General features: G+C 55.1%; 23 protein-coding genes. 8 read left to right on the top strand and 15 right to left on the bottom strand.

Going from position 1 to position 22,744, the window contains the following annotated elements:
• Positions 1-46: 46 nt before the first annotated feature.
• Both OGV82_RS11035 and ansB read left to right on the top strand, forming a co-directional pair.
• Positions 47-766 carry a YggN family protein gene (locus OGV82_RS11035; protein ID WP_047461341.1) on the top strand — a complete coding sequence of 240 codons (720 nt, stop codon included), beginning with the start codon at positions 47-49 and terminating at the stop codon, positions 764-766.
• Positions 767-948: 182 nt separating this feature from the next.
• Entirely contained in the window at positions 949-1,995 is a 1,047-nt protein-coding gene (gene ansB, locus OGV82_RS11040; protein WP_047461343.1) for an L-asparaginase 2, read from the top strand.
• A gap of 118 nt (positions 1,996-2,113) precedes the next feature.
• On the opposite strand, the gene hemW is transcribed toward ansB, so the two are convergent.
• Genes hemW through OGV82_RS11065 form a run of 5 tightly spaced genes read right to left on the bottom strand, consistent with a single transcriptional unit; the run spans position 2,114 to position 5,420 of the window.
• Entirely contained in the window at positions 2,114-3,250 is a 1,137-nt protein-coding gene (hemW, locus tag OGV82_RS11045; protein WP_047461345.1) for a radical SAM family heme chaperone HemW, read from the bottom strand.
• Positions 3,243-3,836, bottom strand: coding sequence for an XTP/dITP diphosphatase (locus OGV82_RS11050; protein ID WP_012135070.1), 594 nt, complete (start codon positions 3,834-3,836; stop codon positions 3,243-3,245). The genes hemW and OGV82_RS11050 overlap by 8 nt, the downstream gene beginning before the upstream one ends.
• A 7-nt stretch (positions 3,837-3,843) precedes the next feature.
• A complete protein-coding gene (gene yggU / locus OGV82_RS11055) occupies positions 3,844-4,134 on the bottom strand; it encodes a DUF167 family protein YggU (protein ID WP_012135069.1) in 291 nt (96 codons plus the stop codon).
• The gene (locus OGV82_RS11060; protein WP_012135068.1) at positions 4,131-4,697 is read right to left on the bottom strand and encodes a YggT family protein; all 567 of its coding nucleotides are present in this window, start codon (positions 4,695-4,697) and stop codon (positions 4,131-4,133) included. The genes yggU and OGV82_RS11060 overlap by 4 nt, the downstream gene beginning before the upstream one ends.
• 18 nt (positions 4,698-4,715) lie before the next feature.
• A complete protein-coding gene (locus OGV82_RS11065) occupies positions 4,716-5,420 on the bottom strand; it encodes a YggS family pyridoxal phosphate-dependent enzyme (RefSeq protein ID WP_047461347.1) in 705 nt (234 codons plus the stop codon).
• A gap of 17 nt (positions 5,421-5,437) precedes the next feature.
• On the opposite strand from OGV82_RS11065, the gene OGV82_RS11070 reads away from it, so the two are divergent.
• A complete protein-coding gene (locus OGV82_RS11070) occupies positions 5,438-6,418 on the top strand; it encodes a type IV pilus twitching motility protein PilT (protein WP_047461349.1) in 981 nt (326 codons plus the stop codon).
• 110 nt (positions 6,419-6,528) lie between these two features.
• Here the strand turns inward: OGV82_RS11070 and ruvX are convergent, their stop codons facing one another.
• The 8 genes from ruvX to metK all read right to left on the bottom strand — a co-directional run bounded on the left by ruvX (position 6,529) and on the right by metK (position 13,866).
• Positions 6,529-6,945, bottom strand: a complete 417-nt coding sequence (gene ruvX / locus OGV82_RS11075) for a Holliday junction resolvase RuvX (RefSeq protein WP_047461351.1) — start codon at positions 6,943-6,945, stop codon at positions 6,529-6,531.
• Entirely contained in the window at positions 6,945-7,508 is a 564-nt protein-coding gene (locus OGV82_RS11080; RefSeq protein WP_012135063.1) for a YqgE/AlgH family protein, read from the bottom strand. The genes ruvX and OGV82_RS11080 overlap by 1 nt, the downstream gene beginning before the upstream one ends.
• A 176-nt stretch (positions 7,509-7,684) precedes the next feature.
• Positions 7,685-8,632, bottom strand: coding sequence for a glutathione synthase (gene gshB / locus OGV82_RS11085; protein ID WP_047461353.1), 948 nt, complete (start codon positions 8,630-8,632; stop codon positions 7,685-7,687).
• A 12-nt stretch (positions 8,633-8,644) separates the two neighbouring features.
• Positions 8,645-9,376 carry a 16S rRNA (uracil(1498)-N(3))-methyltransferase gene (rsmE, locus tag OGV82_RS11090; protein ID WP_286462716.1) on the bottom strand — a complete coding sequence of 244 codons (732 nt, stop codon included), beginning with the start codon at positions 9,374-9,376 and terminating at the stop codon, positions 8,645-8,647.
• A gap of 77 nt (positions 9,377-9,453) precedes the next feature.
• On the bottom strand, positions 9,454-10,161 hold the full coding sequence (gene endA / locus OGV82_RS11095) for a deoxyribonuclease I (RefSeq protein ID WP_047461355.1): 708 nt from the start codon (positions 10,159-10,161) through the stop codon (positions 9,454-9,456).
• Positions 10,162-10,243: 82 nt separating this feature from the next.
• Positions 10,244-10,741, bottom strand: a complete 498-nt coding sequence (locus tag OGV82_RS11100; protein WP_024130936.1) for a SprT family zinc-dependent metalloprotease — start codon at positions 10,739-10,741, stop codon at positions 10,244-10,246.
• A 158-nt stretch (positions 10,742-10,899) separates the two neighbouring features.
• The gene (gene galP, locus OGV82_RS11105; RefSeq protein WP_012135058.1) at positions 10,900-12,294 is read right to left on the bottom strand and encodes a galactose/proton symporter; all 1,395 of its coding nucleotides are present in this window, start codon (positions 12,292-12,294) and stop codon (positions 10,900-10,902) included.
• 417 nt (positions 12,295-12,711) lie between these two features.
• Positions 12,712-13,866, bottom strand: coding sequence for a methionine adenosyltransferase (metK, locus tag OGV82_RS11110; RefSeq protein WP_012135057.1), 1,155 nt, complete (start codon positions 13,864-13,866; stop codon positions 12,712-12,714).
• 415 nt (positions 13,867-14,281) lie between these two features.
• Here metK and yqgG point away from each other — a divergent pair, with 415 nt between their 5' ends.
• The 4 genes from yqgG to speB all read left to right on the top strand — a co-directional run bounded on the left by yqgG (position 14,282) and on the right by speB (position 17,784).
• Complete coding sequence (yqgG, locus tag OGV82_RS11115; protein ID WP_269475138.1) at positions 14,282-14,419, top strand: small protein YqgG; 138 nt, start codon at positions 14,282-14,284, stop codon at positions 14,417-14,419.
• 97 nt (positions 14,420-14,516) lie between these two features.
• A complete protein-coding gene (yqgB, locus tag OGV82_RS11120; protein WP_047463939.1) occupies positions 14,517-14,648 on the top strand; it encodes an acid stress response protein YqgB in 132 nt (43 codons plus the stop codon).
• A gap of 8 nt (positions 14,649-14,656) precedes the next feature.
• On the top strand, positions 14,657-16,633 hold the full coding sequence (gene speA / locus OGV82_RS11125) for a biosynthetic arginine decarboxylase (RefSeq protein ID WP_024130934.1): 1,977 nt from the start codon (positions 14,657-14,659) through the stop codon (positions 16,631-16,633).
• Between the two features lie 230 nt (positions 16,634-16,863).
• Positions 16,864-17,784 carry an agmatinase gene (gene speB / locus OGV82_RS11130; protein WP_012135054.1) on the top strand — a complete coding sequence of 307 codons (921 nt, stop codon included), beginning with the start codon at positions 16,864-16,866 and terminating at the stop codon, positions 17,782-17,784.
• A 38-nt stretch (positions 17,785-17,822) separates the two neighbouring features.
• Here speB and OGV82_RS11135 read toward each other — a convergent pair whose 3' ends face one another.
• Complete coding sequence (locus OGV82_RS11135; protein ID WP_012135053.1) at positions 17,823-19,091, bottom strand: OprD family outer membrane porin; 1,269 nt, start codon at positions 19,089-19,091, stop codon at positions 17,823-17,825.
• 332 nt (positions 19,092-19,423) lie between these two features.
• A complete protein-coding gene (loiP, locus tag OGV82_RS11140) occupies positions 19,424-20,182 on the bottom strand; it encodes a metalloprotease LoiP (RefSeq protein ID WP_047461362.1) in 759 nt (252 codons plus the stop codon).
• Between the two features lie 277 nt (positions 20,183-20,459).
• On the opposite strand from loiP, the gene tkt reads away from it, so the two are divergent.
• Complete coding sequence (gene tkt, locus OGV82_RS11145; RefSeq protein ID WP_024130933.1) at positions 20,460-22,451, top strand: transketolase; 1,992 nt, start codon at positions 20,460-20,462, stop codon at positions 22,449-22,451.
• Positions 22,452-22,744 lie beyond the last annotated feature (293 nt).

Raw genomic sequence — 22,744 nt, forward strand, 5'->3', positions numbered from 1 at the left:
ATACGGGGCCAGCATTTGCTGGCCCGATTTGTCTTGAGGGAAAGTTATGATGCGCAAAACGCTGCTGGCGGCAGTTCTTTCGTTGACGGCGATGGCCGCACACGCAGATTATCAATGCAGCGTCACTCCGCGTGACGATGTGATTCTTAGCCCGCAAACGGTTCAGGTAAAAGGCGAAAACGGCAACCTGGTGATCGCGCCGGACGGCAACCTGATGTTTAACGGCAAACAGTACACCCTTAGCGCCGCGCAGCGCGAACAGGCGAAAGATTACCAGGCGGAATTGCGCAGCGCGCTGCCGTGGATCGATGAGGGCGCCAGAAGCCGCGTCGAGAAAGGCCGCGTGGCGCTGGATAAAATCATCGCGCAGGAAGTGGGCGAAAGCAGCAATATGCGTGGTCGATTGACCAAACTTGATGCGCAACTGAAAGAGCAGATGAACCGCATCATTGAGCATCGTACTGACGGCCTGACCTTCCACTACAAGGCGATTGATCAGGTGCGCGCCGACGGCCAGCAGCTGGTGAATCAGGCGATGGGCGGCATTTTGCAGGACAGCATTAACGAAATGGGCGCGAAAGCGGTGCTTAAAGGCGGCGGTAATCCGTTGCAGGGCGTGCTGGGTAGCCTCGGCGGTCTGCAAACGTCGATTCAGAACGAATGGAAGAATCAGGAAAAAGACTTCCAGCAGTTTGGCAAAGATGTGTGCAGTCGCGTTGTGACGCTGGAAGACAGCCGCAAAGCGCTGGTGAGCAGCCTGAAATAAAACTCTTGTCTATGGCACAGCGCCTGCTGTGCCGTTTTATGTTGTCATACCCCGCCGTTTTGATATCCATCTCTAAAAACCACAAACGTAAAAAGATATTTATCTGGTTAATTGGAAGACGTCACATTATTCATCTTCGACATTGGGATAATGCGTCAAATTCACGTAACTGGAGAAATAACATGGAGTTTTTCAGGAAAACGGTACTCGCCGCTCTGGTAATGGGTTGCAGCGGCGCGGCGCTGGCTTTGCCGAATGTCACTATTCTGGCGACCGGGGGAACCATTGCCGGTGGCGGTGACTCCGCGACAAAATCAAATTATACGGCGGGTAAAGTTGGTGTCGAAAGCCTGGTGGACGCGGTGCCTCAGTTAAAGGATATCGCAGTTGTAAAAGGTGAGCAGGTCGTCAATATCGGTTCGCAGGATATGAACGATGAAGTCTGGTTAACGCTGGCGAAGAAAATCAATACCGACTGCGATAACACCGACGGCTTCGTGATCACCCACGGTACCGATACGATGGAAGAGACGGCTTATTTCCTCGACCTGACCGTCAAGTGTAATAAACCGGTAGTGCTGGTCGGGGCGATGCGTCCGTCCACGTCAATGAGCGCAGACGGCCCGTTCAACCTCTATAACGCCGTGGTTACTGCGGCGGATAAAGCGTCCGCGAATCGCGGCGTACTGGTGGTGATGAACGACACTGTGCTGGACGGCCGTGACGTTACCAAGACCAATACCACCGATGTCGCCACCTTCCAGTCTGTGAATTACGGGCCGCTGGGCTACATTCACAACGGTAAAATCGATTATCAGCGTACGCCAGCGCGCAAGCACACCACTTCCACGCCGTTTGACGTTTCTAAGCTGACTGAGCTGCCGAAAGTCGGGATTATTTATAACTACGCGAATGCGTCCGATTTGCCGGCGAAAGCGCTGGTGGATGCGGGTTATGAAGGGATTGTGAGCGCGGGCGTGGGTAACGGCAACCTGTACAAAACGGTTTTCGATACGCTGGCGACTGCTGCGCATAAAGGCACGGTTGTCGTGCGTTCTTCTCGTGTACCGACTGGCGCCACCACGCAGGATGCTGAAGTCGATGACGCGAAATACGGGTTTGTCGCTTCCGGTTCGTTGAACCCGCAAAAAGCGCGCGTGCTGTTGCAACTGGCGCTGACGCAAACCAAAGATCCGCAACAGATCCAGACGATGTTTAATCAGTATTAATCGGTGAAGGTGGCTGCGCTTATCGCCCTAATCCTGTAGGCCTGATCAGCGCAGCGCCATCAGGCAATTTGCCGGATGGCGGCTCAAGGCCTTATCCGGCCTACATCTTCACCCGCCATCACTCCGCCAGAAACAGCTCCAGAAGGGAGTTTAAAAACAGCTTGCCGTGTTGGGTAATCTGCCAGTGCTGCTCGTATTCGGTGAGATACCCCTGGGCGATGGCCTCGTCGAGCTGCTCACGAATTACCGCTTCGGCAAGCCCGGTATACTGCGTAAACTCTGCCCGGGGAGCCGCTTCCAGTAACCGAAAACGGTTCATAAAGAACTCAAACGGCTTGTCGGCCTGTTCGACATCACGCTGGCTTTCCAGATAGCGCCCCTGCATATAACCGCGCGGGTGACGCGTTTTAGTGGTACGCAGGATGCGCCCGTCCGGGAAGGTCACTTTACCGTGCGCGCCGCAGCCAATTCCGAGATAATCGCCAAAGCGCCAGTAGTTCAGATTGTGCTGACACTGATAACCCGGCCTGGCATACGCGGAGGTTTCGTACTGCTGATAACCTGCCGCCGTCAGCAACTGGTGGCCTTGCTCGAAGATATCCCACAGTGCGTCATCGTCTGGCAATACCGGCGGGCGTGAGCCGAACAGCGTGTTAGGTTCGATAGTCAACTGATACCACGACAGATGCGGCGGATTGAGCGCGATAGCCTGGCGCAGGTCGCCCAGCGCCTCTTCCAGCGTTTGATCCGGCAGGCCGTGCATCAGGTCCAGGTTGAAGCTGCGCAGCCCCAGACCGCTCGCCAGATTCGCTGCCCGCTTCGCCTCTTCCGGGCCGTGAATGCGCCCGAGGCGTTTTAGCTTCGGTTCACTAAAACTCTGCACGCCGATGGAGATACGGTTTACCCCGGCGCGTTGGTAATCAACGAAACGGTCGGCCTCTACCGTCCCCGGATTCGCCTCCATCGTGATTTCTGCATCCGCCGCCAGCGGCAGGCGCGCCCGCACGCCGTCCAGCAGCGTTTGCATTGCCGGGCCTGAGAGCAGACTCGGCGTACCGCCGCCAATAAAAATGGTCTTTACTTCGCGTCCCTGCGCATATGCCACGTTGGTATCGAGATCGCTCAGCAGGTGCTGAACATAATCATCGTGCGGCACTTCGCCTTTCAGCGCATGCGAGTTGAAATCGCAGTACGGGCATTTCTGCACGCACCACGGGATGTGAATATAAAGACTCAGCGGCGGCAGCTTAACCATTGCGTAAGGCGTCCAGCAGCAGCTTCAGCGCCTGCCCACGGTGGGAGATCGCGCTTTTTTCTTCACGGGTTAACTCGGCTGCCGTTTTACCTTCCGACGGAACAAAGAAAATAGGGTCATAGCCGAAACCGCCATTGCCCGCCGCTTCGCGGGTAATCATTCCTGGCCAGCTTCCGTGGCACACCAGCGGCGTCGGGTCTTCTGCATGGCGCATGTAGACCAGCACGCAGTGGAAGCGCGCCTGGCGCTTCTCATCCGGCACCTCCCGCAGGGTATGCAGCAGTTTTTCCAGGTTACGCTGGTCGGTGGCGTCTTCGCCGGAATAACGGGCGGAGTAAATACCCGGCGCGCCGCCCAGCGCATCAACGGCCAGGCCGGAGTCGTCGGCAATGGCGGGCAGACCGGTAGCTTTTGCGGCATGACGCGCTTTCAGGATCGCATTTTCGATGAACGTCAGACCGGTCTCTTCGGCTGAGTCAACGCCCAGTTCGGTTTGCGCGATGACATCAAGCCCAAAATCGCTCAACAGTGAGGCAAGCTCACGCACTTTACCGGCATTGCCGGTAGCGAGGACAACTTTTTGCATAGGATACCTAATCAGTTAACGCCGCGATTTCTGGCGGGATCTGTTGCGGATGAATGATTTTAACCTGTTTGTGGCGGCCCAGTTCGCCCTTTTCAATGACGACCTGGCTTTTCGCCACGCGGAATTGTTTGCCAAGAAACTTCACCAGATGGCTGTTGGCCTGGCCATCAACCGGCGGGGCGGTAATGGCGACTTTCACTTCGTCGCCATGTAAACCCACAATACTGTCACGGCTGGCTTTCGGCTGAATATAGAGCCGTAAAATCAGACCGTCAGCGCAGGGTGTAACGGCACTCATAGCGCCATCCACAGCCCCGGCAGCAGCATATTGCCTGTCGCCTGTAAGACTTCAGCGATGCCCATGTTGATAACATACAGTAGCAGAACCAGGATCATCGGCGAGAAGTCGATGCCGCCCATCGAAGGGAGCAGACGGCGAATCGGGCGCAGCAAAGGGTCCGCCAGTTGAAGCAGAACGTATTCAATCGGGCTGCGGCCCTGGCTCACCCAGCTCATGATCGCCATCACCAGCAGTACCCAGAAAATCAGCAGGCCGATGGTTTTCAGGACGATAAGTATGGCGGCGATCCAGATAATCGGCTGGAACGTCACGACCATGAAAAGCACTATCGCTTTGATAAAGCTCAGAATAAATGCCAACAGCATGGAAGCGCTATCAATCGGCCCCATTGGCGGAATAATACGACGCAGCGGCCCGATAATGGGTTGAGTCGCTTTCACCACAAACTGTGAGAAAGGGTTGTAAAAATCACAGCGAGCCCACTGCATCCATACGCGCAACAATAGCACCATGGTATACAGTTCAATTACCGTTGAGAGCAGGAAGGTCAACGTCTTCATGGCGTTCCTCAGTTTTCCTTAATTTTTTGTGTAATCACGCGCACCAAAAATAGCGGTGCCGATGCGCACCATCGTGCTACCTGCCGCAATTGCGGCGTCCATATCATCCGACATACCCAGAGAAAGGGTATCAACGCCAGGATAGCGCGTTTTCAGCCCGGCAAATGCTACAGCCATTTGGCGTGCAACTTCAAACTGCCTTACATAATCTGACTCAGGGGCGGGGATCGCCATCAGTCCGCGCAGCCTGATACCGGGAAGCTCAACAACGCTTGCCGCCAGAGCGTCCAGTTCCGTAAGCGGAATCCCGGACTTGCTGTTCTCATCGCTGATATTAATTTGAATCAGCACGTTCAGCGGCGGCAGACCTGCCGGGCGCTGTTCGCTCAGGCGGGCGGCGATACGCAGACGATCGATCGTATGGCACCAGTCAAAATGCTCTGCCACCAGACGACTTTTGTTGGACTGCAAGGGGCCAATAAAGTGCCATTGCAACCCTTCGACGCCGCTTTCTTTGAAGTGGCGAATTTTCTCTACCCCTTCCTGAACATAGTTTTCGCCAAACGCTCGCTGCCCGACCGCGATGGCTTCCGCGATGGCGCTCGCAGGCTTGGTTTTACTCACTGCAAGCAGCGTAACTTCTTCTGAAAACCGCCCGCAACGCGTCGCGGCGGCTGAGATTTTGTCCCGGACATGTGCCAGGTTATGCGCGATATCGTTCATTTTCCGAGGATGTTCGTATGGATATGGAAGAAATAGTGGCCCTTAGTGTAAAGCATAACGTCTCGGATCTACACCTGTGCAACGCATGGCCTGCACGCTGGCGTAAACGGGGAAAAGTGGAAATAGCCCCGTTTAGCAGCCCGAATGTCGAGGTTTTGCTGTCGCAATGGCTTAACGACGCGCAGCGCCGGGCGTGGCAGGCGGATGGTCAGCTCGACTTTGCGGTGTCGCTGCCGGGCGAACTGCGGTTACGCGCCAGCGCTTTTCATCACGAGCAGGGCGCATCGCTGGCGCTGCGGTTGCTGCCCACTACGTGCCCGCAACTGGACGCGCTCCAGACACCTGCCGCGCTACCCGCACTCCTTGGCGGCGAGAACGGACTGATTCTGGTGACCGGGGCGACGGGAAGCGGGAAATCCACCACGCTGGCGGCAATGGTGGAATACCTCAACCAGCATCTCGATGGTCATATCCTGACGCTGGAAGATCCTATTGAGTACCGCCATACCAGCCAGCGCTGCCTGATTCAGCAGCGGGAGGTTGGCGTACACTGCCGCACCTTTGCCGCCGGGTTACGCGCTGCGCTGCGTGAAGACCCGGATGTGATTTTATTAGGCGAACTGCGCGACAGCGAGACTATTCGCCTGGCGCTGACGGCGGCGGAAACGGGGCATCTGGTACTGGCGACGCTACATACGCGCGGCGCGGCACAGGCGGTAGAGCGGCTGGTCGACTCCTTTCCGGCGCAGGAGAAAGATCCGGTACGCAGTCAACTTGCAGGCAGCCTGCGCGCCGTGTTGTCGCAGAAGCTGGAAACCGACAGGCAGGACGGACGCGTGGCGTTATTTGAACTGCTCATCAACACGCCAGCGGTTGGCAATCTTATTCGGGAGGGGAAAATTCACCAGTTACCCGGCGTTATTCAGACCAGCCAGCAGGTGGGGATGCAGACGTTTGCCCAGAGTCTGCAACAGCGGCAGGCGCAGGGCAGGCTTTAGCGAACGGTTGTGCCGGATGGCGGCCGATGGCCTTATCCGGCCTACAAGCGTGCCCGTAGGCCTGATAAGTTTGTAGGCCTGATAAGCGAAGCGCCATCAGGCAATTCGTATCAGTAACCCTGCTCGAAATAGCTTTCGAGGATGATGACGGCCGAGGCAGAATCCACTTTGCCTTTGTTGAGTGCGCGATAACCGCCCTGTTCAAACAGGCCAGAGCGCGCTTCTACGGTGCTGAGGCGTTCGTCATGCAGCGTAACCTGTACGCCAAAACGGCCATGAATGCGGTTGGCGAACTTGCGGGCGCGAGCGGTGAGGGGCTGCTCTGTGCCATCCATATTGAGCGGTAGCCCGACAATAATTTCATCCGGCTGCCACTCTTTCAGCAAACGCTCGATAATGTTCCAGTCTGGCGTTCCGTCCTGCGCTTTTATCGCTGGCAGTGCACGGGCGGTGCCGGTGATGCGCTGTCCTATCGCTACGCCGATACTTTTGGTGCCGAAATCAAATGCGAGTAAGGTTCCGCTCATCAGGCATGCCCCGCCACGCCAGGCATGGTCAGAATATCAATTCCGATTAATTTGGCCGCGTCGCGCCAGCGGTCGGCAATTGGCGTTTTGAACAGAATATTGAGATCGGCAGGGGCCGTGAGCCAGGCATTATCCATCAGCTCTTGCTCCAGTTGACCTTTATCCCATGATGAATAACCCAGCGCCACCAGCACCTCAGAGGGTTGCTCCGGTGTGCCTAACGTCTCCAGCACGTCGCGGGACGTGGTGATCACCGTATTGTCAGAAATACGAATACTGGACGAAAAGCGGGAGGGCGGAGTATGTAAAATAAATCCCCGATCTTCCGCCAGCGGTCCGCCGAGCATTACGGCTTTATCCAGACGAATCGCCGGATCGCGCGGTTCAGGCGTAATCTTCAGTTTTTCCAGAATCCCTTCAATCTGTAGATTTTCCAGAGGCTTATTAATGATAATCCCCATTGCGCCATCTTCATTGTGTTCGCAAATGTACACCACGGAGCGGCGGAAAATTGGGTCCTGGAGAGCAGGCATGGCAATAAGAAAGTGATGCTGTAAATTCATTGTCAGAGGTTCTGTATCCGGGTTCAAAAAAGCAACAGCGTCCAGTATGTGGGGAAAGCGCGAAGATGTCACCCTCTGAAAATAGCTTTGCCGGATGGCAGTTTCGTCTTATCCGGCCTGTGGGGTGAAATTCCAGGCCGGATAAGACGCGAAGGCGTCGTCATCCGGTAACTAATTTACTTCTGCAAACGCGCCTCAATGGCATCCATCAGCATTCCGGTAATCGAAACCGGGAACTCCGCTTCAATTTCACGAATACAGGTTGGGCTGGTGACGTTAATTTCGGTAAGACGATCGCCGATGATATCCAGACCCACAAAAATCAGCCCTTTCGCTTTCAGGGTTGGGCCAATGCGGCGGGCGATTTCCCAGTCGCTGTCGGTAAGCGGGCGCGGTTCGCCGCGACCACCGGCCGCCAGGTTGCCACGGGTCTCGCCGCCCTGCGGAATCCGCGCCAGGCAGTACGGAACGGGTTCGCCGTCAACAACCAGCACGCGTTTGTCGCCGTCTTTAATGGCAGGCAGGTAGTTCTGCGCCATGCAATAGCGGGTGCCATGCTCGGTCAGCGTTTCGGCGATCACGCCGAGGTTGGGGTCGCCTTCCTTCACGCGGAAGATAGACGCGCCGCCCATGCCGTCCAGCGGCTTGAGAATGATGTCGCTGTGCTTCTGCCAGAAGGCTTTCAGCTGCGCTTTGTTGCGCGTGACCAGCGTTTCCGGCGTCAGGTCGGAGAACCAGGCGGTGAACAGTTTTTCGTTGCAGTCGCGCAGGCTCTGGGGCTTATTGACGATCAGCGTGCCTTTCTCTTCCGCGCGCTCCAGAATATAAGTAGCGTAGATAAATTCGGTATCGAACGGCGGATCTTTACGCATCAGGATGACGTCCAGATCGGCCAGCGGCAGATCCTGCTCGTCGTTGAACGTATACCAGTTGTCATAGTTCTGCTCTACGCTCAGGGTACGCGTGCGGGCGCGAGCCTCACCGTTGATCAAATACAGATCGGCCATCTCCATGTAATGAAGTTCGTAGCCACGACGTTGTGCTTCCAGCAGCATAGCGAAGCTGGAATCTTTCTTGATGTTGATGCTTGCGATGGGGTCCATCACGATGCCGAGCTTGATCATTGTTCTTCTCCGTTAGCCCAGATCGCCAAAACGCACCTGTAGCGCGGTAATGGCGGTGAGCGCAGTTGTCTCAGTACGCAGAACGCGAGGTCCTAACAGGATATCAGTAAACTGGTAGCGGGCGGTCATGGCGATTTCATCTGCCGACAAACCGCCTTCCGGGCCAATCAACAGGCGTACGCGCTCCACGGGGAGCGGCAGGGTGTTGATACTGGCGCTGGCGCGCGGGTGAAGGTTCAGTTTCAGCCCCTCGTCCTGCTCGGCGCACCAGGCTTCCAGATCCATTGCCGGGCGAATTTCCGGCACCCGGTTACGACCGCACTGTTCGCAGGCGGCAATAGCGATTTTTTGCCACTGCTGGCGCTTCTTGTTCAGACGTTCGCTGTCCAGTTTAACGCCGCAGCGCTCAGAAAAAAGTGGCGTAATGAGGCTTACACCCAGTTCGATCGATTTCTGGATAGTGAATTCCATTTTTTCGCCGCGCGACATCACCTGGCCGAGGTGAATATGCAGCGGGGATTCACGATCGTCGAGGGTGGCGCTGAGCACTTTTACATCGACGCTTTTTTTGCTGGCGTTGGTTATCTCGGCGTCAAACACCTGATTACTGCCGTCAAACAGCTGGAGCGCCTGGCCTGGCCCCATACGCAGCACGCGTCCGATATGGTTGGCGGCGTCTTCACACAGGGAGAACTGTCTGCCGGATGTGATGGGTTCAGGGTGATAAATGCGGGGAATGCGCATAATAGAAAAATCCGCGTCATCTCCCCACGCCATCTGATCGCGTGGGGCAGGGTTAAAAATATTCCCGCTAGTGTAGGTTAGCTCTTTTGCGCCTGGCAAGCGCGTTGCACGTATGGATTGTGGTTCCCTTGTACCCTGGCGATGCGTTCGTCGCGCTCGCACTCCCAGTCCGTGACCGGATACAGCTTGTTCCAGGCGTTGAAAAGCTGCGTTTGCTGACGGGAGAGCGTCAGATTGTACTGGTCGCGCATATAAAAGTAGGTACGGGCGATCGCTCCACGGGCGCGAGCAGGCGGTTCGGCGATTTTTTCCTTGAAATTGACCTTCATGGCGCACTGGCCGTACTGACCTTCGCCGCCATTCCACTGGCTGTACATGAAGTTGCCGCGATCGCCATTCACCTCGCCGACGGCGGGTTGCAGATTGTGCATGTCGCTCTCCATCTTGCGGTAGACAGGATCTTTCGCACAGTTTTTTCGCCCGCCGTCCTGCCAGCACTGACGCTGGTGGCCGAACTGCCAGGCGGGTACGACGTGTTCCCATTCAATGCGGCTGGCGCGGTTTTCATTTTTTCGGACTTTATAGCCGCAGGAGGCGAGATCCACGACGCCTTTTTTACCCTGCCAGTTAATTTTACACCCGCAGTAGAAATCACCGGGAACATCGGCATTGACTTTTACCCCGGCGGTTTTGGCCTGAGAAAAACTGTTGATGCCTGTAGCCAGCACCTGCCCTGAGAGCATCATCGCCAATAACGCTGTGGCAAAAGAGAAATTACGGTACATCACGAACTCCGTGTCAAAACGAGCCCGCAACGTAGCGAAAGTTGTTCTTGTATGCAATCAGGCGGATCAGAAAAGTTCCTGATTATTCAGCAATAAGCGGTTCGCCGCAGTGAACGCAGCGGTAGGTGGCTTCACCGCGCACGATGCGATTATGGCGGCGCACGGTGAGCTGATGCTGCTGGCATTTACAGCGGTAGGTAAAGGTATTGCGGCGAACGGATTGCAGTTCAAACTGATGCGTGCGTCTGGCAGGGACGCCCAGTACGCTTTCCATCATCCATTTCCACTCTTTGCCGTGCGGCGCAACCCGGCCAAAATGCTTCCAGACCAGCAAATGCGCCAGTTCATGGGGCACCACTTCATTGACGAACGCGTCGACGTTTTCCATCAATAGCACAGGATTGAGACGGATTTCGTAGGTTTGTAGCCATGCTGTTCCCGCAGCAGTTCCACGTTGTTGATAAACCAGCCTGGGTTCCGGGTAATGACGTTCCAGTTTGAGATTGGCCTGGGCGAGTTTTTCCCGCAGGCTGCGCATAACGGCTTGCTGGACAGCGATAGGGAGACGGGAGGTTTTCATAACGACAGAGGATAATGGGAGGTGATGGAGACTGCAAGGGGGACGCTTCACCCCGCTAAGTTTTGCCGGATGGCGGCCGACAAACCGCGCTGCGTTCAACTGAGTGCAGTAGGCCCGATAAGCTTGCGCCATCGGGCACTTACCGCTAATTATCAGCGTTAGTCGTGAGCGCCGATTTCGCGCAGCTTACGGCCTTTCATCAGGTTACGCTCAATGTGTTCCAGAGAGACGTGTTTGGTTTCAGGAACCAGCCAGATGGTCAGGATGATGAAGAACAGGTTCAGACCGGCATAGACCCAGAAGGTGTTTGCGTTGCCCAGCGTGTTGAGCATGGTCAGGAACGTTGCGCCGACGATCATATTGGCGATCCAGTTGGTGGCGGTAGAGCAGGTGATACCGAAATCGCGGCCTTTCAGCGGCTGAATTTCAGAGCACAGTACCCAAATCAGTGGGCCGGCGCTCATCGCGAACCCGATGATAAACATCAGCAGCATGGCGATAGCGAAGTATTGCGCTGACGGCGAGTGAATGCCGATATGCATCATGGTGCCGAGAGTGCCCATGCCGATAGCCATGACCAGGAAGCCCAGCGTCAGCGTTGGTTTACGCCCCCAGCGGTCTACCAGACCGATAGCGATAAAGGTGGCCAGCACGTTCGTCAGACCAACGATAACGGTGCCCCACATCTGCTCGGTGGTATTGGTATAACCTGCCAGTTCAAAGATTTTCGGCGCGTAGTACATGATGACGTTCATCCCGGTGAACTGTTGCATCACCTGCAAAAGCACCCCGAGGAACACCGCGCGACGGAAGTTGCTGTTCTCTTTAAACAGCGCCCAGCCGCTCTGTTTTACTTGCAGACTTTCACGGATCTCATCCAGCTCGCGTTTGGCTTCTGCGCTGGTATCACGCAGGCGCAGCAGTACGCGTTCGGCATCAATAAAGCGACGTTTCGCCGCGAACCAGCGCGGGCTGTCCGGCAGGAAGAACACGCCGATCAGCAGCAGAATGGCCGGAATGATGATCACGCCCAGCATCCAGCGCCATGCGCCGCTGTAGCTGAACGCGGTATCAGACAGATAGGCGCCAAGAATACCGATGGTGATCATCAACTGGTACATGGAGATCATACTGCCGCGAATTTTCTCCGGCGCGATCTCAGACAGGTACAGCGGGGCGGTGTAGGACGCGACGCCAACGGCCAGGCCTAACAGAACGCGGGAAACGATCAGCACCTCAACGTTAGGCGCGGCGGCGGAAAACAGCGAACCGGCCACAAACAGGATCGCGCCGATCATCAGGCTTTTCTTACGACCTAATTTGAAGGAGAGCCAGCCGCTGCCGACGGCACCGACGGCGGCGCCGAACATCATCGAACTGACCACCCACTCCTGAGTGTGCGCGGTAATCTGGAATTCGTCAGTGATGAAGGGTAAAGCACCGGCGATAACGCCGATATCCAGGCCAAAAAGTAATCCTGCCAGGGCTGCAAGAAAGCAGACAAAAAATGTCATGGCCTTGTTTGAACGCCCCTGTTTTTTATTGTCAGGCATGATGCCTCCGGTTGGGTTGCCAGTTTTGTTGATGCTAAGGGTAGGTGAGTGGCCCGCAAAAATATGTGATTAGAATCACGTTAGTGTAATCGTTTACACTAACATTTGATGGTGAAAGTAATTAATGCTTTGAAAACATAGAGGTAAGTGAGGCGGTTTGTATCGCGAATACGCACATTTAAGACTTAACTGAAAAAAATGTAACGTCAGAAGAAAAACGATCATGCAAAAGGATTATTTTCAACGCGTGGCTTATAGAATGGAGGGTAAACGGTTTCATTAATCGCCGGGTGACGGTTACGCCAAAACGACAGAACCCGTAGGCCCGTGCAAGCGAAGCGACTCCGGGCAAAAGATGCGCGCACAAATACAAAAGGCCAGCACGAGGCTGGCCTTAAAAAAAGCAACGTCAGTAAATTACTTCAGACCTGCGGCATCACGCAGCAGCTGCGCTTTGTCGGTTTTTTCCCACGGGAAATGTTCGCGGCCAAAGTGACCGTATGCAGCGGTTTCTTTGTAGATCGGGTGCAGCAGATCCAGCATCTGAATCAGGCCGTACGGACGCAGGTCGAAGAACTCGCGTACCAGCAGGGTCAGCTGTTCAGAAGGCACTTTTTCAGTACCGAAGGTTTCAACCATGATAGAGGTTGGTTCAGCCACGCCGATAGCGTAAGAAACCTGAATCTCACAACGGTCAGCCAGACCTGCGGCAACGATGTTTTTCGCAACATAACGCGCGGCGTAGGCTGCGGAACGGTCAACCTTAGACGGGTCCTTACCGGAGAATGCGCCGCCGCCGTGACGCGCCATACCGCCGTAGGTATCCACGATAATCTTACGACCGGTCAGACCACAGTCGCCCATCGGGCCGCCGATAACAAAACGACCGGTTGGGTTGATGAAGAATTTCGTCGACGCGTTCAGCCATTCTGACGGCAGGATCGGCTTGATGATCTCTTCCATCACCGCTTCCTGAAGCGATTTCTGGTCAATTTCTTCAGCGTGCTGAGTAGACAGCACTACCGCGTCGATGCCGACAATTTTGCCGTCGTCATACTGGAAAGTGACCTGGCTTTTCGCATCCGGGCGCAGCCACGGCAGCGTGCCGTTTTTACGCACTTCAGCCTGACGCTGTACCAGACGGTGCGCGTAGGTGATCGGCGCTGGCATCAGCACGTCAGTTTCATTGGTCGCGTAACCGAACATCAGGCCCTGGTCGCCCGCGCCCTGTTCCAGCGGATCGGCACGGTCAACGCCCTGGTTGATATCCGGGGACTGTTTGCCGATAGCGCTCAGCACGGCGCAAGAGTTGGCGTCAAAGCCCATGTCGGAATGCACATAGCCAATCTCACGGACCGTGTTACGGGTGATCTCTTCGATATCAACCCATGCGCTGGTCGTGATCTCACCGCCAACTAAAACCATACCGGTTTTAACGTAGGTTTCGCATGCGACGCGCGCTTTCGGATCCTGTTCCAGGATCGCATCCAGCACGGCATCAGAGATTTGGTCAGCAATTTTGTCAGGATGCCCTTCTGATACGGACTCGGACGTAAAAAGGTGTTTTGCCATGTTTTATTTCACCTAAGGAGAATTTGGTTAGCTCAAACTGTTGTGTGGAATAGCCAAAGCAGAGGATTCTACCAAGGCTTGCAGGTTGATGACACTGGCAGTCTGAGTGTTAATCAGTATGGATGGATTAACATCTGGATGGCTATTTTAGGTCACTTCTTCACCCGATTTCCAGTTTTTTTTGAATCAACTCTCGTTGCGTTGAAAACACGACTGGAAATTTTTCAGGACACTGCTGGCAATGTGCGCATTTATGCTTTGCATTTTTCCCCTCTTGTCGGTATAAAACGCGGCGCGCGGCTCATACTAAAAAGCACACGACGGATTCCTCGTGTCGCCACTTCCAGCCGGGCTAAAACGTTGCTTTGGCTTAGAGGCTTGTCTTACGGGGCGGCCGTGGAGGTGATACGAGATAATGAACCGTTGTATTCTGCTGAATCTGTCGCACCGTTCTGGTGTGCGCATGTCCCCCGCAATCTGCATCTCTGCTTTGCATACCTGCCGATGTTATACCCATCTCGGCGCTTCTCAGGACTCCAGAGCCGGTCGGTAACGGAAGACTGAACAAGGGCGCTCTTGTTGAAACAAGAGTTTTCTCGTGGTTTCGCCGAACCGTCATACTTAAGTTCGGTTACGTGTTTTACAATGATATGAAAAAGAAACCGGTCGCGCAGGCGGAGCGTCAGCACTATCTGCTGGAAAATACGTCTGTTTATGGGTTGTTATCGCGTCTACGGATTGCGATAGTAGTCAACTGTTTTACACTTGTTAATAAAATTTGAGGTTCGCTATGTCTGACGACATGTCTATGGGTTCGCCTTCGTCAGCAGGCGAACAGGGTGTACTACGCTCCATGCAGGAGGTTGCAATGAGCTCCCAGGAAGCCAGCAAGATGCTGCGTACTTACAATATTGCCTGGTGGGGCAATAACTACTACGACGTCAACGAACTGGGACACATCAGCGTGTGCCCGGACCCTGACGTACCTCAGGCGCGCGTCGATCTCGCCAAACTGGTGAAAGCTCGCGAAGCGCAAGGCCAGCGTCTGCCTGCGTTGTTCTGCTTCCCGCAGATCCTGCAACACCGTCTGCGCTCCATTAACGCGGCGTTTAAACGCGCGCGTGAATCCTACGGTTATAACGGCGACTACTTCCTCGTTTATCCGATCAAGGTCAACCAGCACCGCCGGGTGATTGAATCGCTGATTCACTCCGGCGAACCGCTGGGGCTGGAAGCCGGTTCGAAGGCGGAGCTGATGGCGGTTCTGGCGCACGCCGGAATGACCCGCAGCGTGATCGTCTGTAACGGCTACAAAGACCGTGAATACATCCGTCTGGCGCTGATTGGCGAAAAGATGGGCCACAAGGTCTACCTGGTCATCGAGAAGATGTCAGAAATCGCTATCGTGCTGGATGAAGCCGAGCGTCTGAACGTGATCCCGCGCCTGGGCGTGCGTGCGCGTCTGGCCTCGCAGGGTTCCGGTAAATGGCAGTCTTCCGGCGGCGAAAAATCCAAATTCGGCCTGGCGGCGACGCAGGTGTTGCAACTGGTTGAAACCCTGCGTGAAGCCGGGCGACTGGACAGCCTGCAACTGCTGCATTTCCACCTCGGTTCGCAGATGGCGAATATCCGCGACATTGCCACCGGCGTGCGCGAATCCGCCCGTTTCTACGTTGAATTGCATAAGCTGGGCGTCAACATTCAGTGTTTCGACGTCGGCGGCGGTCTGGGCGTGGATTACGAAGGAACCCGCTCGCAGTCTGATTGCTCCGTTAACTACGGCCTGAACGAATACGCTAACAACATCATCTGGGCGATTGGCGATGCGTGTGAAGAACACGGTCTGCCGCACCCAACGGTGATCACCGAGTCTGGCCGTGCGGTAACTGCGCACCATACCGTGCTGGTATCGAACATCATCGGCGTGGAGCGTAACGAATATACCGTGCCCACCGCGCCTGCCGACGACGCGCCGCGCGCGTTGCAGAGCATGTGGGAAACCTGGCAGGAGATGCACGAGCCGGGCACCCGCCGCTCGCTGCGTGAATGGCTGCACGACAGCCAGATGGACCTGCACGACATTCACATTGGCTACTCTTCCGGGACGTTCAGTTTGCAGGAACGCGCCTGGGCGGAACAGCTTTACCTGAGCATGTGCCACGAAGTACAGAAACAGCTGGACCCGCAGAACCGTGCGCATCGTCCGATCATCGATGAGTTGCAGGAGCGTATGGCGGACAAAATGTACGTCAACTTCTCGCTGTTCCAGTCAATGCCGGATGCGTGGGGTATCGATCAACTGTTCCCGGTGCTGCCGCTGGAAGGGCTGGATCAGGTGCCTGAGCGCCGCGCGGTGCTGCTGGACATCACCTGTGATTCCGATGGCGCGATCGATCACTACATCGACGGTGACGGCATCGCCACCACTATGCCGATGCCGGAGTACGATCCAGAGAACCCGCCGATGCTCGGTTTCTTTATGGTCGGCGCCTATCAGGAGATCCTTGGCAACATGCACAACCTGTTCGGCGACACCGAAGCGGTTGACGTGTTTGTCTTCCCGGATGGCAGCGTGGAAGTTGAGCTGTCTGACGAAGGGGACACCGTGGCGGATATGCTGCAATACGTACAGCTCGATCCGAACACGCTGCTGACCCACTTCCGCGATCAGGTGAAACAGACCGGTCTGGACGATGCGCTGCAACAGCAGTTCCTCGAAGAGTTTGAGACGGGGCTGTACGGGTACACTTACCTGGAAGACGAGTAGCCGCTGATGCCCGGTGGCGCTGCGCTTACCGGGCCTACGAATATAGGCCGGATACGGCGAAGCCGCCATCCGGCAGAATGCTATACTCACTTGAACCCGTATGAATTAACGGCGATAATTCGCCCCAATAAGCGATTTACGAATCAATCCCTTCCTCGTCGGGTTTAACGACGCGGAGGGGATTTTTTTTCATCTGTTTTTAATGTATCGACTTTAAAAGAGGTCAGGACATGAGCACTTTAGGTCATCAGTACGATAACTCCCTGGTTTCCAACGCCTTCGGCTTTCTGCGTCTGCCGCTGAATTTCCAGCCTTATGACAGCGACGCCGACTGGGTGATCACCGGCGTACCGTTTGATATGGCGACTTCCGGTCGTGCGGGCGGCCGCCACGGCCCGGCGGCAATCCGTCAGGTTTCCACTAACCTGGCCTGGGAGCACAACCGCTTCCCGTGGAACTTCGACATGCGCGAGCGCCTGAACGTTGTGGACTGCGGTGACCTGGTCTATGCGTTTGGCGACGCGCGCGAGATGAGTGAAAAATTGCAGGCGCATGCGGAGAAACTGCTGTCAGCCGGTAAACGTATGCTCTCCTTCGGCGGCGACCACTTCGTGACCCTGCCGCTGCTGCGCGCTCATGCAAAGCACTTTGGCAAAATGGCGCTGGTGCATTTTGACGCGCATACCGACACCTACGCGAACGGCTGCGAGTTTGATCACGGCACCATGTTCTACACTGCGCCGAAAGAGGGGTTGATTGACCCGAACCACTCCGTGCAGATTGGTATTCGTACTGAATTTGATAAAGACAACGGTTTCACCGTGCTGGATGCCTGCCAGGTGAACGATCGCGGCGTGGATGACATCATCGCGCAGGTTAATCAGATCGTTGGCGATATGCCGGTCTACCTGACCTTTGATATCGACTGTCTGGACCCGGCGTTCGCACCGGGCACAGGGACGCCGGTGATCGGCGGCCTGACTTCCGATCGCGCCATTAAACTGGTGCGCGGTCTGAAAGATCTGAACATCGTCGGGATGGACGTAGTGGAAGTGGCTCCGGCTTATGACCAGTCCGAAATCACCGCGCTGGCTGCGGCGACCCTGGCGCTGGAAATGCTCTACATTCAGGCGGCGAAAAAAGGCGAATAAGTGCTTCCCCTCTCCGTCATCAGGAGAGGGGTTTTAACTTAAAAGATGTTAAACGGATATTCCACGTAAGCGCGAATCTCGTTGCCGCTGACGTTGTAGTCGCTGGCGTTGCTGGACACGCGTAATACGGAATAGCGCAGCTTCAGTTTCAGGTCTTTCGCCATGCCGTCCTGAACCTGGTATTGCACCTGGTTGAACCACTCGTGCTCTTTGCCGTTGCTGGTTGCCGATGTTTTGATGTTATCGCCGCGAACATAAGCGGTTGTCCAGCTCAGCCCCGGTAAACCGAGACCGGCAAAATCCAGTCCATATGACGCCTGCCAGGAACGTTCGTCTTCACCGTTAAAATCAGACCAGTAAGAGTTCGCCAGCCAGATGGTGTTGCCGCCATCGCCGACGCCGCCCTGATCGCGATAGCTGCCGTAGTGATAACCGGTGCTGCCGCTGCTTTGCTGATACGCCACTTTAAAGGTATGAATATCCCAGATATAACTTGCCGCCAGGCTCCAGATGCTGTTGCTGCGGCCAGTATTCAGGCTATCGGCGTAACCGGAATCCAGACGTGAGTTGTAGCCGTTGAAGTCCAGCACCAGCTGCTGTCCGGTGCTGAAAGGCTGTTTGAAGTTCAGCCCCAGATACTGTTTGTTCAGCACATCTTCGACGTGCGAGGCGTACAGGGCGCCGCTGAACTGATCGTTAAACTGGTAGCTCGCGCCGCCGAAAGAGAGGCTTTTCAGGCCACTGTTGTGGCGGTCGTCGCTTTTGCGCTGCTCGTCGGTGAAGTAACCGGCATTAATCTCCAGACCGTCGATCTCTCTGGAGGTCAACATGGTGCCGGTGAAGCTTTCAAACAGCAGACGGGAATCGTCGGCGTAGACGATCGGGAGCTGCGGACGCTGGTTGCCGTAGCTCAGGACGGTGTTGGATATGCGCATTTTGGCGGTTGCGCCAAATTTTGCCAGATCGGATTTCGCGCGGCCGTCGCTGTCTTGTTTGAAGAAGTCGATACCGCCTGCGCCACTGCGGCCACGGCCGCCGTCCAGACGCACGCCATACTGCGCAATACCGTCAACGCCAAAGCCGATCAAACCTTCGGTATAGCCAGATTCAAAGGTGGCGACAATGCCCTGGCCCCATTCGGCTTTGTCCTGTACGCCGCCCTGATAGTCGCGGTTAATCCAGGCGTTGCGTAAAAAGAGATTTAAATGGCTGTCATTAACAAAACCCTGGCTGTCGGATTGTTGGCTGGCAATGGCAGGCAATGCGGCGAATAAACTTAATGCGATTAACGATATTTCTTTTTTCACTGAGGGAACTTCTCTTTATGGATAATATCAAATTGAATTGCTGCGTTACGGATAGTTACCTGAATAATTATTGATTGCAAACATTTTGTGACAAAGGCTTACAGCCGTTGGCGTGCTGGCCATATCGGGGCTGGACTATTTTATATTTTGTCTGTGGCGTTAAAAAAAGTGATAAAACATGCCGGGGAATATAAATACTAAAATAATCCTCTATCAGAGAATAAAACGTCGAATATATCGCTACTGTTTATATTCTGATATTTAACGTTCTGTGCGCTTAAGTTATCAATTTATGCGTTATAAAAAAGGAGGCAATATTGCCTCCTTCGTTTTTATTTAATACCGTCTGCCGCCATTCGGTCGCGAATATGCTGGGCACGTTCGGCGGAGGCCGGGTGATCGTCAAACATGGAGCTTTGACGTCCCGCTTCCAGCTTCGCCAGTTTCTCAAAACTGGTTGCCAGACCGGCCGGACTGATGCCGCGTTTGCGCAACAAGTCATAGGAGTAATCATCCGCTTCGGACTCTTGGCGCTGGGAGAACTGTGAGTTCACCAGTTTCTCGCCAAGATCGCCCAACTGCGACTGCGACAGACTGCCGACAATACCGCCAGCGGAAGCGGCTGCGGCGCGAACCGCGTTAGTCCCCAGCGCAACCTGCATCCCTTTCTTCACATGGCCGAGCGCAACGTGTCCCATTTCGTGGCCGATGACCGCCTCCACTTCGTTATCGGTCATGATGTCCATCAGGCCGCTATAGACGCGGATACAGCCGTTCGCCATTGCAAACGCGTTAACGTCTTTCGCCACATAGACTTTGTAATTCACCGGCTGGCCGTTGATATTGTCGCCGAGCGCAGAGGCGATTTTGGTCAGTCGCTTCGCGTATTCGCTGCTGGCCGGGGCGATCGTCGCCTTGCTGTCCATTTCCGTACATGCCTGGTCGCTGAGCGCTTTTACTTGCTCATCACTAAGGCTGTAAGCCTGAAAAGCGCCTGCACCTGAAGCGAGCAGTCCATTGGAGTCCATATTCTGGCAACCGGTCAGAACCGTCGCCATGCTCATAGCAAGCAGTAAAGCGCGAATTTTCATGTTTTCTCTTCCGCACGAAATCAGGATTGTTCTAAAAGTGCGCCTTGTGTCGATGAACCAGCGCCACGCTAAGTATAAAGAAAAGAACGACAAGGGGGTGAGCAGATTGCGCAACATGCGAACACGATCCGGAGATTTCTGAAGCGGCGAAAGGATGCTCCATGTACATGGCTCGCGGCTTGGGTTACATTGTTGGCACTTTTTTCCGGCGTAGCCCAAAACGCGCTGTCGTCAAGTCGTTAAGGGCATGGCCTTCATCATCCGATCTGGAGTCAAAATGTCCTCACGTAAAGAGCTTGCCAATGCTATTCGTGCGCTGAGCATGGACGCAGTACAGAAAGCCAAATCCGGTCACCCGGGTGCCCCTATGGGTATGGCTGACATTGCCGAAGTCCTGTGGCGTGATTTCCTGAACCACAACCCGCAGAACCCTTCCTGGGCTGACCGTGACCGCTTCGTGCTGTCTAACGGCCACGGCTCCATGCTGATCTACAGCCTGCTGCACCTCACCGGCTATGACCTGCCGATGTCTGAGCTGCAAAACTTCCGTCAGCTGCACTCCAAAACGCCGGGCCACCCGGAAGTGGGTTACACCGCAGGTGTTGAAACCACCACCGGCCCGCTGGGTCAGGGGATTGCGAACGCGGTCGGTATGGCGATTGCGGAAAAAACACTGGCGGCGCAGTTCAACCGTCCAGGCCACGATATCGTGGATCACTTCACCTATGCCTTCATGGGCGATGGCTGCATGATGGAAGGTATCTCCCATGAAGTCTGCTCTCTGGCAGGAACGCTGAAGCTGGGCAAACTGATCGCGTTCTACGATGACAACGGTATCTCTATCGATGGCCACGTTGAAGGCTGGTTCACTGATGACACCGCTAAACGTTTCGAAGCCTACGGCTGGCACGTTGTGCGCGGTATCGACGGTCACGATGCTGAAGCGATTAAACGCGCGGTTGAAGAAGCGCGCGCTGTTACTGACAAACCGTCCCTGCTGATGTGCAAAACCATCATCGGTTTCGGTTCCCCGAACAAAGCGGGTACGCACGACTCTCACGGCGCGCCGCTGGGCGATGCTGAAATCGCACTGACCCGCGAACAGCTGGGCTGGAAATACGCGCCGTTCGAAATCCCGTCTGAAATCTACGCGCAGTGGGATGCGAAAGAAGCCGGTCAGGCAAAAGAAGCGGCCTGGAATGAGAAATTCGCCGCCTATGCAAAAGCCTTCCCGCAGGAAGCCGCTGAATTTACCCGTCGTATGAAAGGCGAAATGCCGTCTGACTTCGACGCGAAAGCGAATGAATTTATCGCTAAGTTGCAGGCTAACCCGGCGAAAATTGCCAGCCGTAAAGCGTCTCAGAATGCGATTGAAGCGTTTGGGCCGCTGCTGCCTGAGTTCCTCGGCGGTTCCGCTGACCTGGCGCCAAGTAACCTGACTCTGTGGTCGGGTTCTAAAGCCATCAACGAAGATGCTGCGGGTAACTACATCCATTACGGCGTGCGCGAGTTCGGTATGACCGCCATCGCTAATGGCATCTCCCTGCACGGTGGTTTCCTGCCGTACACCTCTACCTTCCTGATGTTCGTGGAATATGCCCGTAACGCGGTGCGTATGGCTGCGCTGATGAAACAGCGCCAGGTGATGGTCTACACCCACGACTCCATCGGTCTGGGCGAAGATGGCCCGACTCACCAGCCGGTAGAGCAGGTGGCTTCTCTGCGCGTAACGCCGAACATGAGCACCTGGCGTCCGTGTGACCAGGTTGAATCCGCAGTGGCGTGGAAATACGGCGTTGAGCGTCAGGACGGCCCGACCGCGCTGATCCTCTCCCGTCAGAATCTGGCGCAGCAGGAACGTACCGAAGAGCAGCTGGCGAACATCGCGCGCGGTGGTTATGTGCTGAAAGATTGCGCCGGTCAGCCGGAACTGATCTTCATCGCAACTGGTTCTGAAGTTGAGCTGGCCGTTGCCGCATGGGACAAACTGTCTGCCGAAGGCGTGAAAGCGCGCGTGGTCTCCATGCCGTCTACCGACGCGTTCGACAAGCAGGATGCCGCTTACCGTGAAGCCGTACTGCCGAAAGCGGTTTCCGCTCGCGTGGCAGTGGAAGCGGGTATCGCTGACTACTGGTTCAAATACGTGGGCCTGAATGGCGCTATCGTCGGCATGACCACCTTCGGTGAGTCTGCGCCTGCTGAGCTGCTGTTCGAAGAGTTCGGCTTTACCGTTGATAACGTTGTCGCGAAAGCAAAAGAACTGCTGTAATCACGATACAACTCCGAACGGGTCGCTCAGGCGGCCCGTTTTTTATAAAGAGATTATAACTAATTTCGTTCAGACAAGTAGCTATGTATGATCTAATTCACATATTTGATATTTAGTGATTTGATGTAATTGTGATGAATAGCACATAAATACAGTTGCTTTTTATTTTTATGTTTTTAACTGTCTGTTTTTATTGAGTTCTAAAAAAACACTTTCTCCTTCTTCGCATTTTTCCCCTCGATTGATTTCGCTTTGCCGCGCGAGTATTTTGTTTTTAACGATAAGCAGTACCC

It is taken from the genome of Citrobacter sp. CK191 (genome assembly GCF_030333435.1).
Taxonomy (GTDB): Bacteria; Pseudomonadota; Gammaproteobacteria; order Enterobacterales; family Enterobacteriaceae; genus Citrobacter_B; species Citrobacter_B koseri.

Bases quoted from the DNA above. Each gene is read 5' to 3' on its own strand.
- OGV82_RS11070 (WP_047461349.1), top strand. From the start codon at position 5,438: ATGGATATGGAAGAAATAGTGGCCCTTAGTGTAAAGCATAACGTCTCG.
- speB (WP_012135054.1), top strand. From the start codon at position 16,864: ATGAGCACTTTAGGTCATCAGTACGATAACTCCCTGGTTTCCAACGCC.
- OGV82_RS11080 (WP_012135063.1), bottom strand. From the start codon at position 7,508: ATGAATTTACAGCATCACTTTCTTATTGCCATGCCTGCTCTCCAGGAC.
- OGV82_RS11035 (WP_047461341.1), top strand. From the start codon at position 47: ATGATGCGCAAAACGCTGCTGGCGGCAGTTCTTTCGTTGACGGCGATG.
- endA (WP_047461355.1), bottom strand. From the start codon at position 10,161: ATGTACCGTAATTTCTCTTTTGCCACAGCGTTATTGGCGATGATGCTC.
- gshB (WP_047461353.1), bottom strand. From the start codon at position 8,632: ATGATCAAGCTCGGCATCGTGATGGACCCCATCGCAAGCATCAACATC.
- loiP (WP_047461362.1), bottom strand. From the start codon at position 20,182: ATGAAAATTCGCGCTTTACTGCTTGCTATGAGCATGGCGACGGTTCTG.
- ruvX (WP_047461351.1), bottom strand. From the start codon at position 6,945: ATGAGCGGAACCTTACTCGCATTTGATTTCGGCACCAAAAGTATCGGC.
- speA (WP_024130934.1), top strand. From the start codon at position 14,657: ATGTCTGACGACATGTCTATGGGTTCGCCTTCGTCAGCAGGCGAACAG.
- OGV82_RS11060 (WP_012135068.1), bottom strand. From the start codon at position 4,697: ATGAAGACGTTGACCTTCCTGCTCTCAACGGTAATTGAACTGTATACC.
- metK (WP_012135057.1), bottom strand. From the start codon at position 13,866: ATGGCAAAACACCTTTTTACGTCCGAGTCCGTATCAGAAGGGCATCCT.
- yqgG (WP_269475138.1), top strand. From the start codon at position 14,282: ATGAACCGTTGTATTCTGCTGAATCTGTCGCACCGTTCTGGTGTGCGC.
- galP (WP_012135058.1), bottom strand. From the start codon at position 12,294: ATGCCTGACAATAAAAAACAGGGGCGTTCAAACAAGGCCATGACATTT.
- OGV82_RS11100 (WP_024130936.1), bottom strand. From the start codon at position 10,741: ATGAAAACCTCCCGTCTCCCTATCGCTGTCCAGCAAGCCGTTATGCGC.
- OGV82_RS11050 (WP_012135070.1), bottom strand. From the start codon at position 3,836: ATGCAAAAAGTTGTCCTCGCTACCGGCAATGCCGGTAAAGTGCGTGAG.
- yggU (WP_012135069.1), bottom strand. From the start codon at position 4,134: ATGAGTGCCGTTACACCCTGCGCTGACGGTCTGATTTTACGGCTCTAT.
- ansB (WP_047461343.1), top strand. From the start codon at position 949: ATGGAGTTTTTCAGGAAAACGGTACTCGCCGCTCTGGTAATGGGTTGC.
- hemW (WP_047461345.1), bottom strand. From the start codon at position 3,250: ATGGTTAAGCTGCCGCCGCTGAGTCTTTATATTCACATCCCGTGGTGC.
- OGV82_RS11065 (WP_047461347.1), bottom strand. From the start codon at position 5,420: ATGAACGATATCGCGCATAACCTGGCACATGTCCGGGACAAAATCTCA.
- rsmE (WP_286462716.1), bottom strand. From the start codon at position 9,376: ATGCGCATTCCCCGCATTTATCACCCTGAACCCATCACATCCGGCAGA.
- tkt (WP_024130933.1), top strand. From the start codon at position 20,460: ATGTCCTCACGTAAAGAGCTTGCCAATGCTATTCGTGCGCTGAGCATG.
- yqgB (WP_047463939.1), top strand. From the start codon at position 14,517: ATGAAAAAGAAACCGGTCGCGCAGGCGGAGCGTCAGCACTATCTGCTG.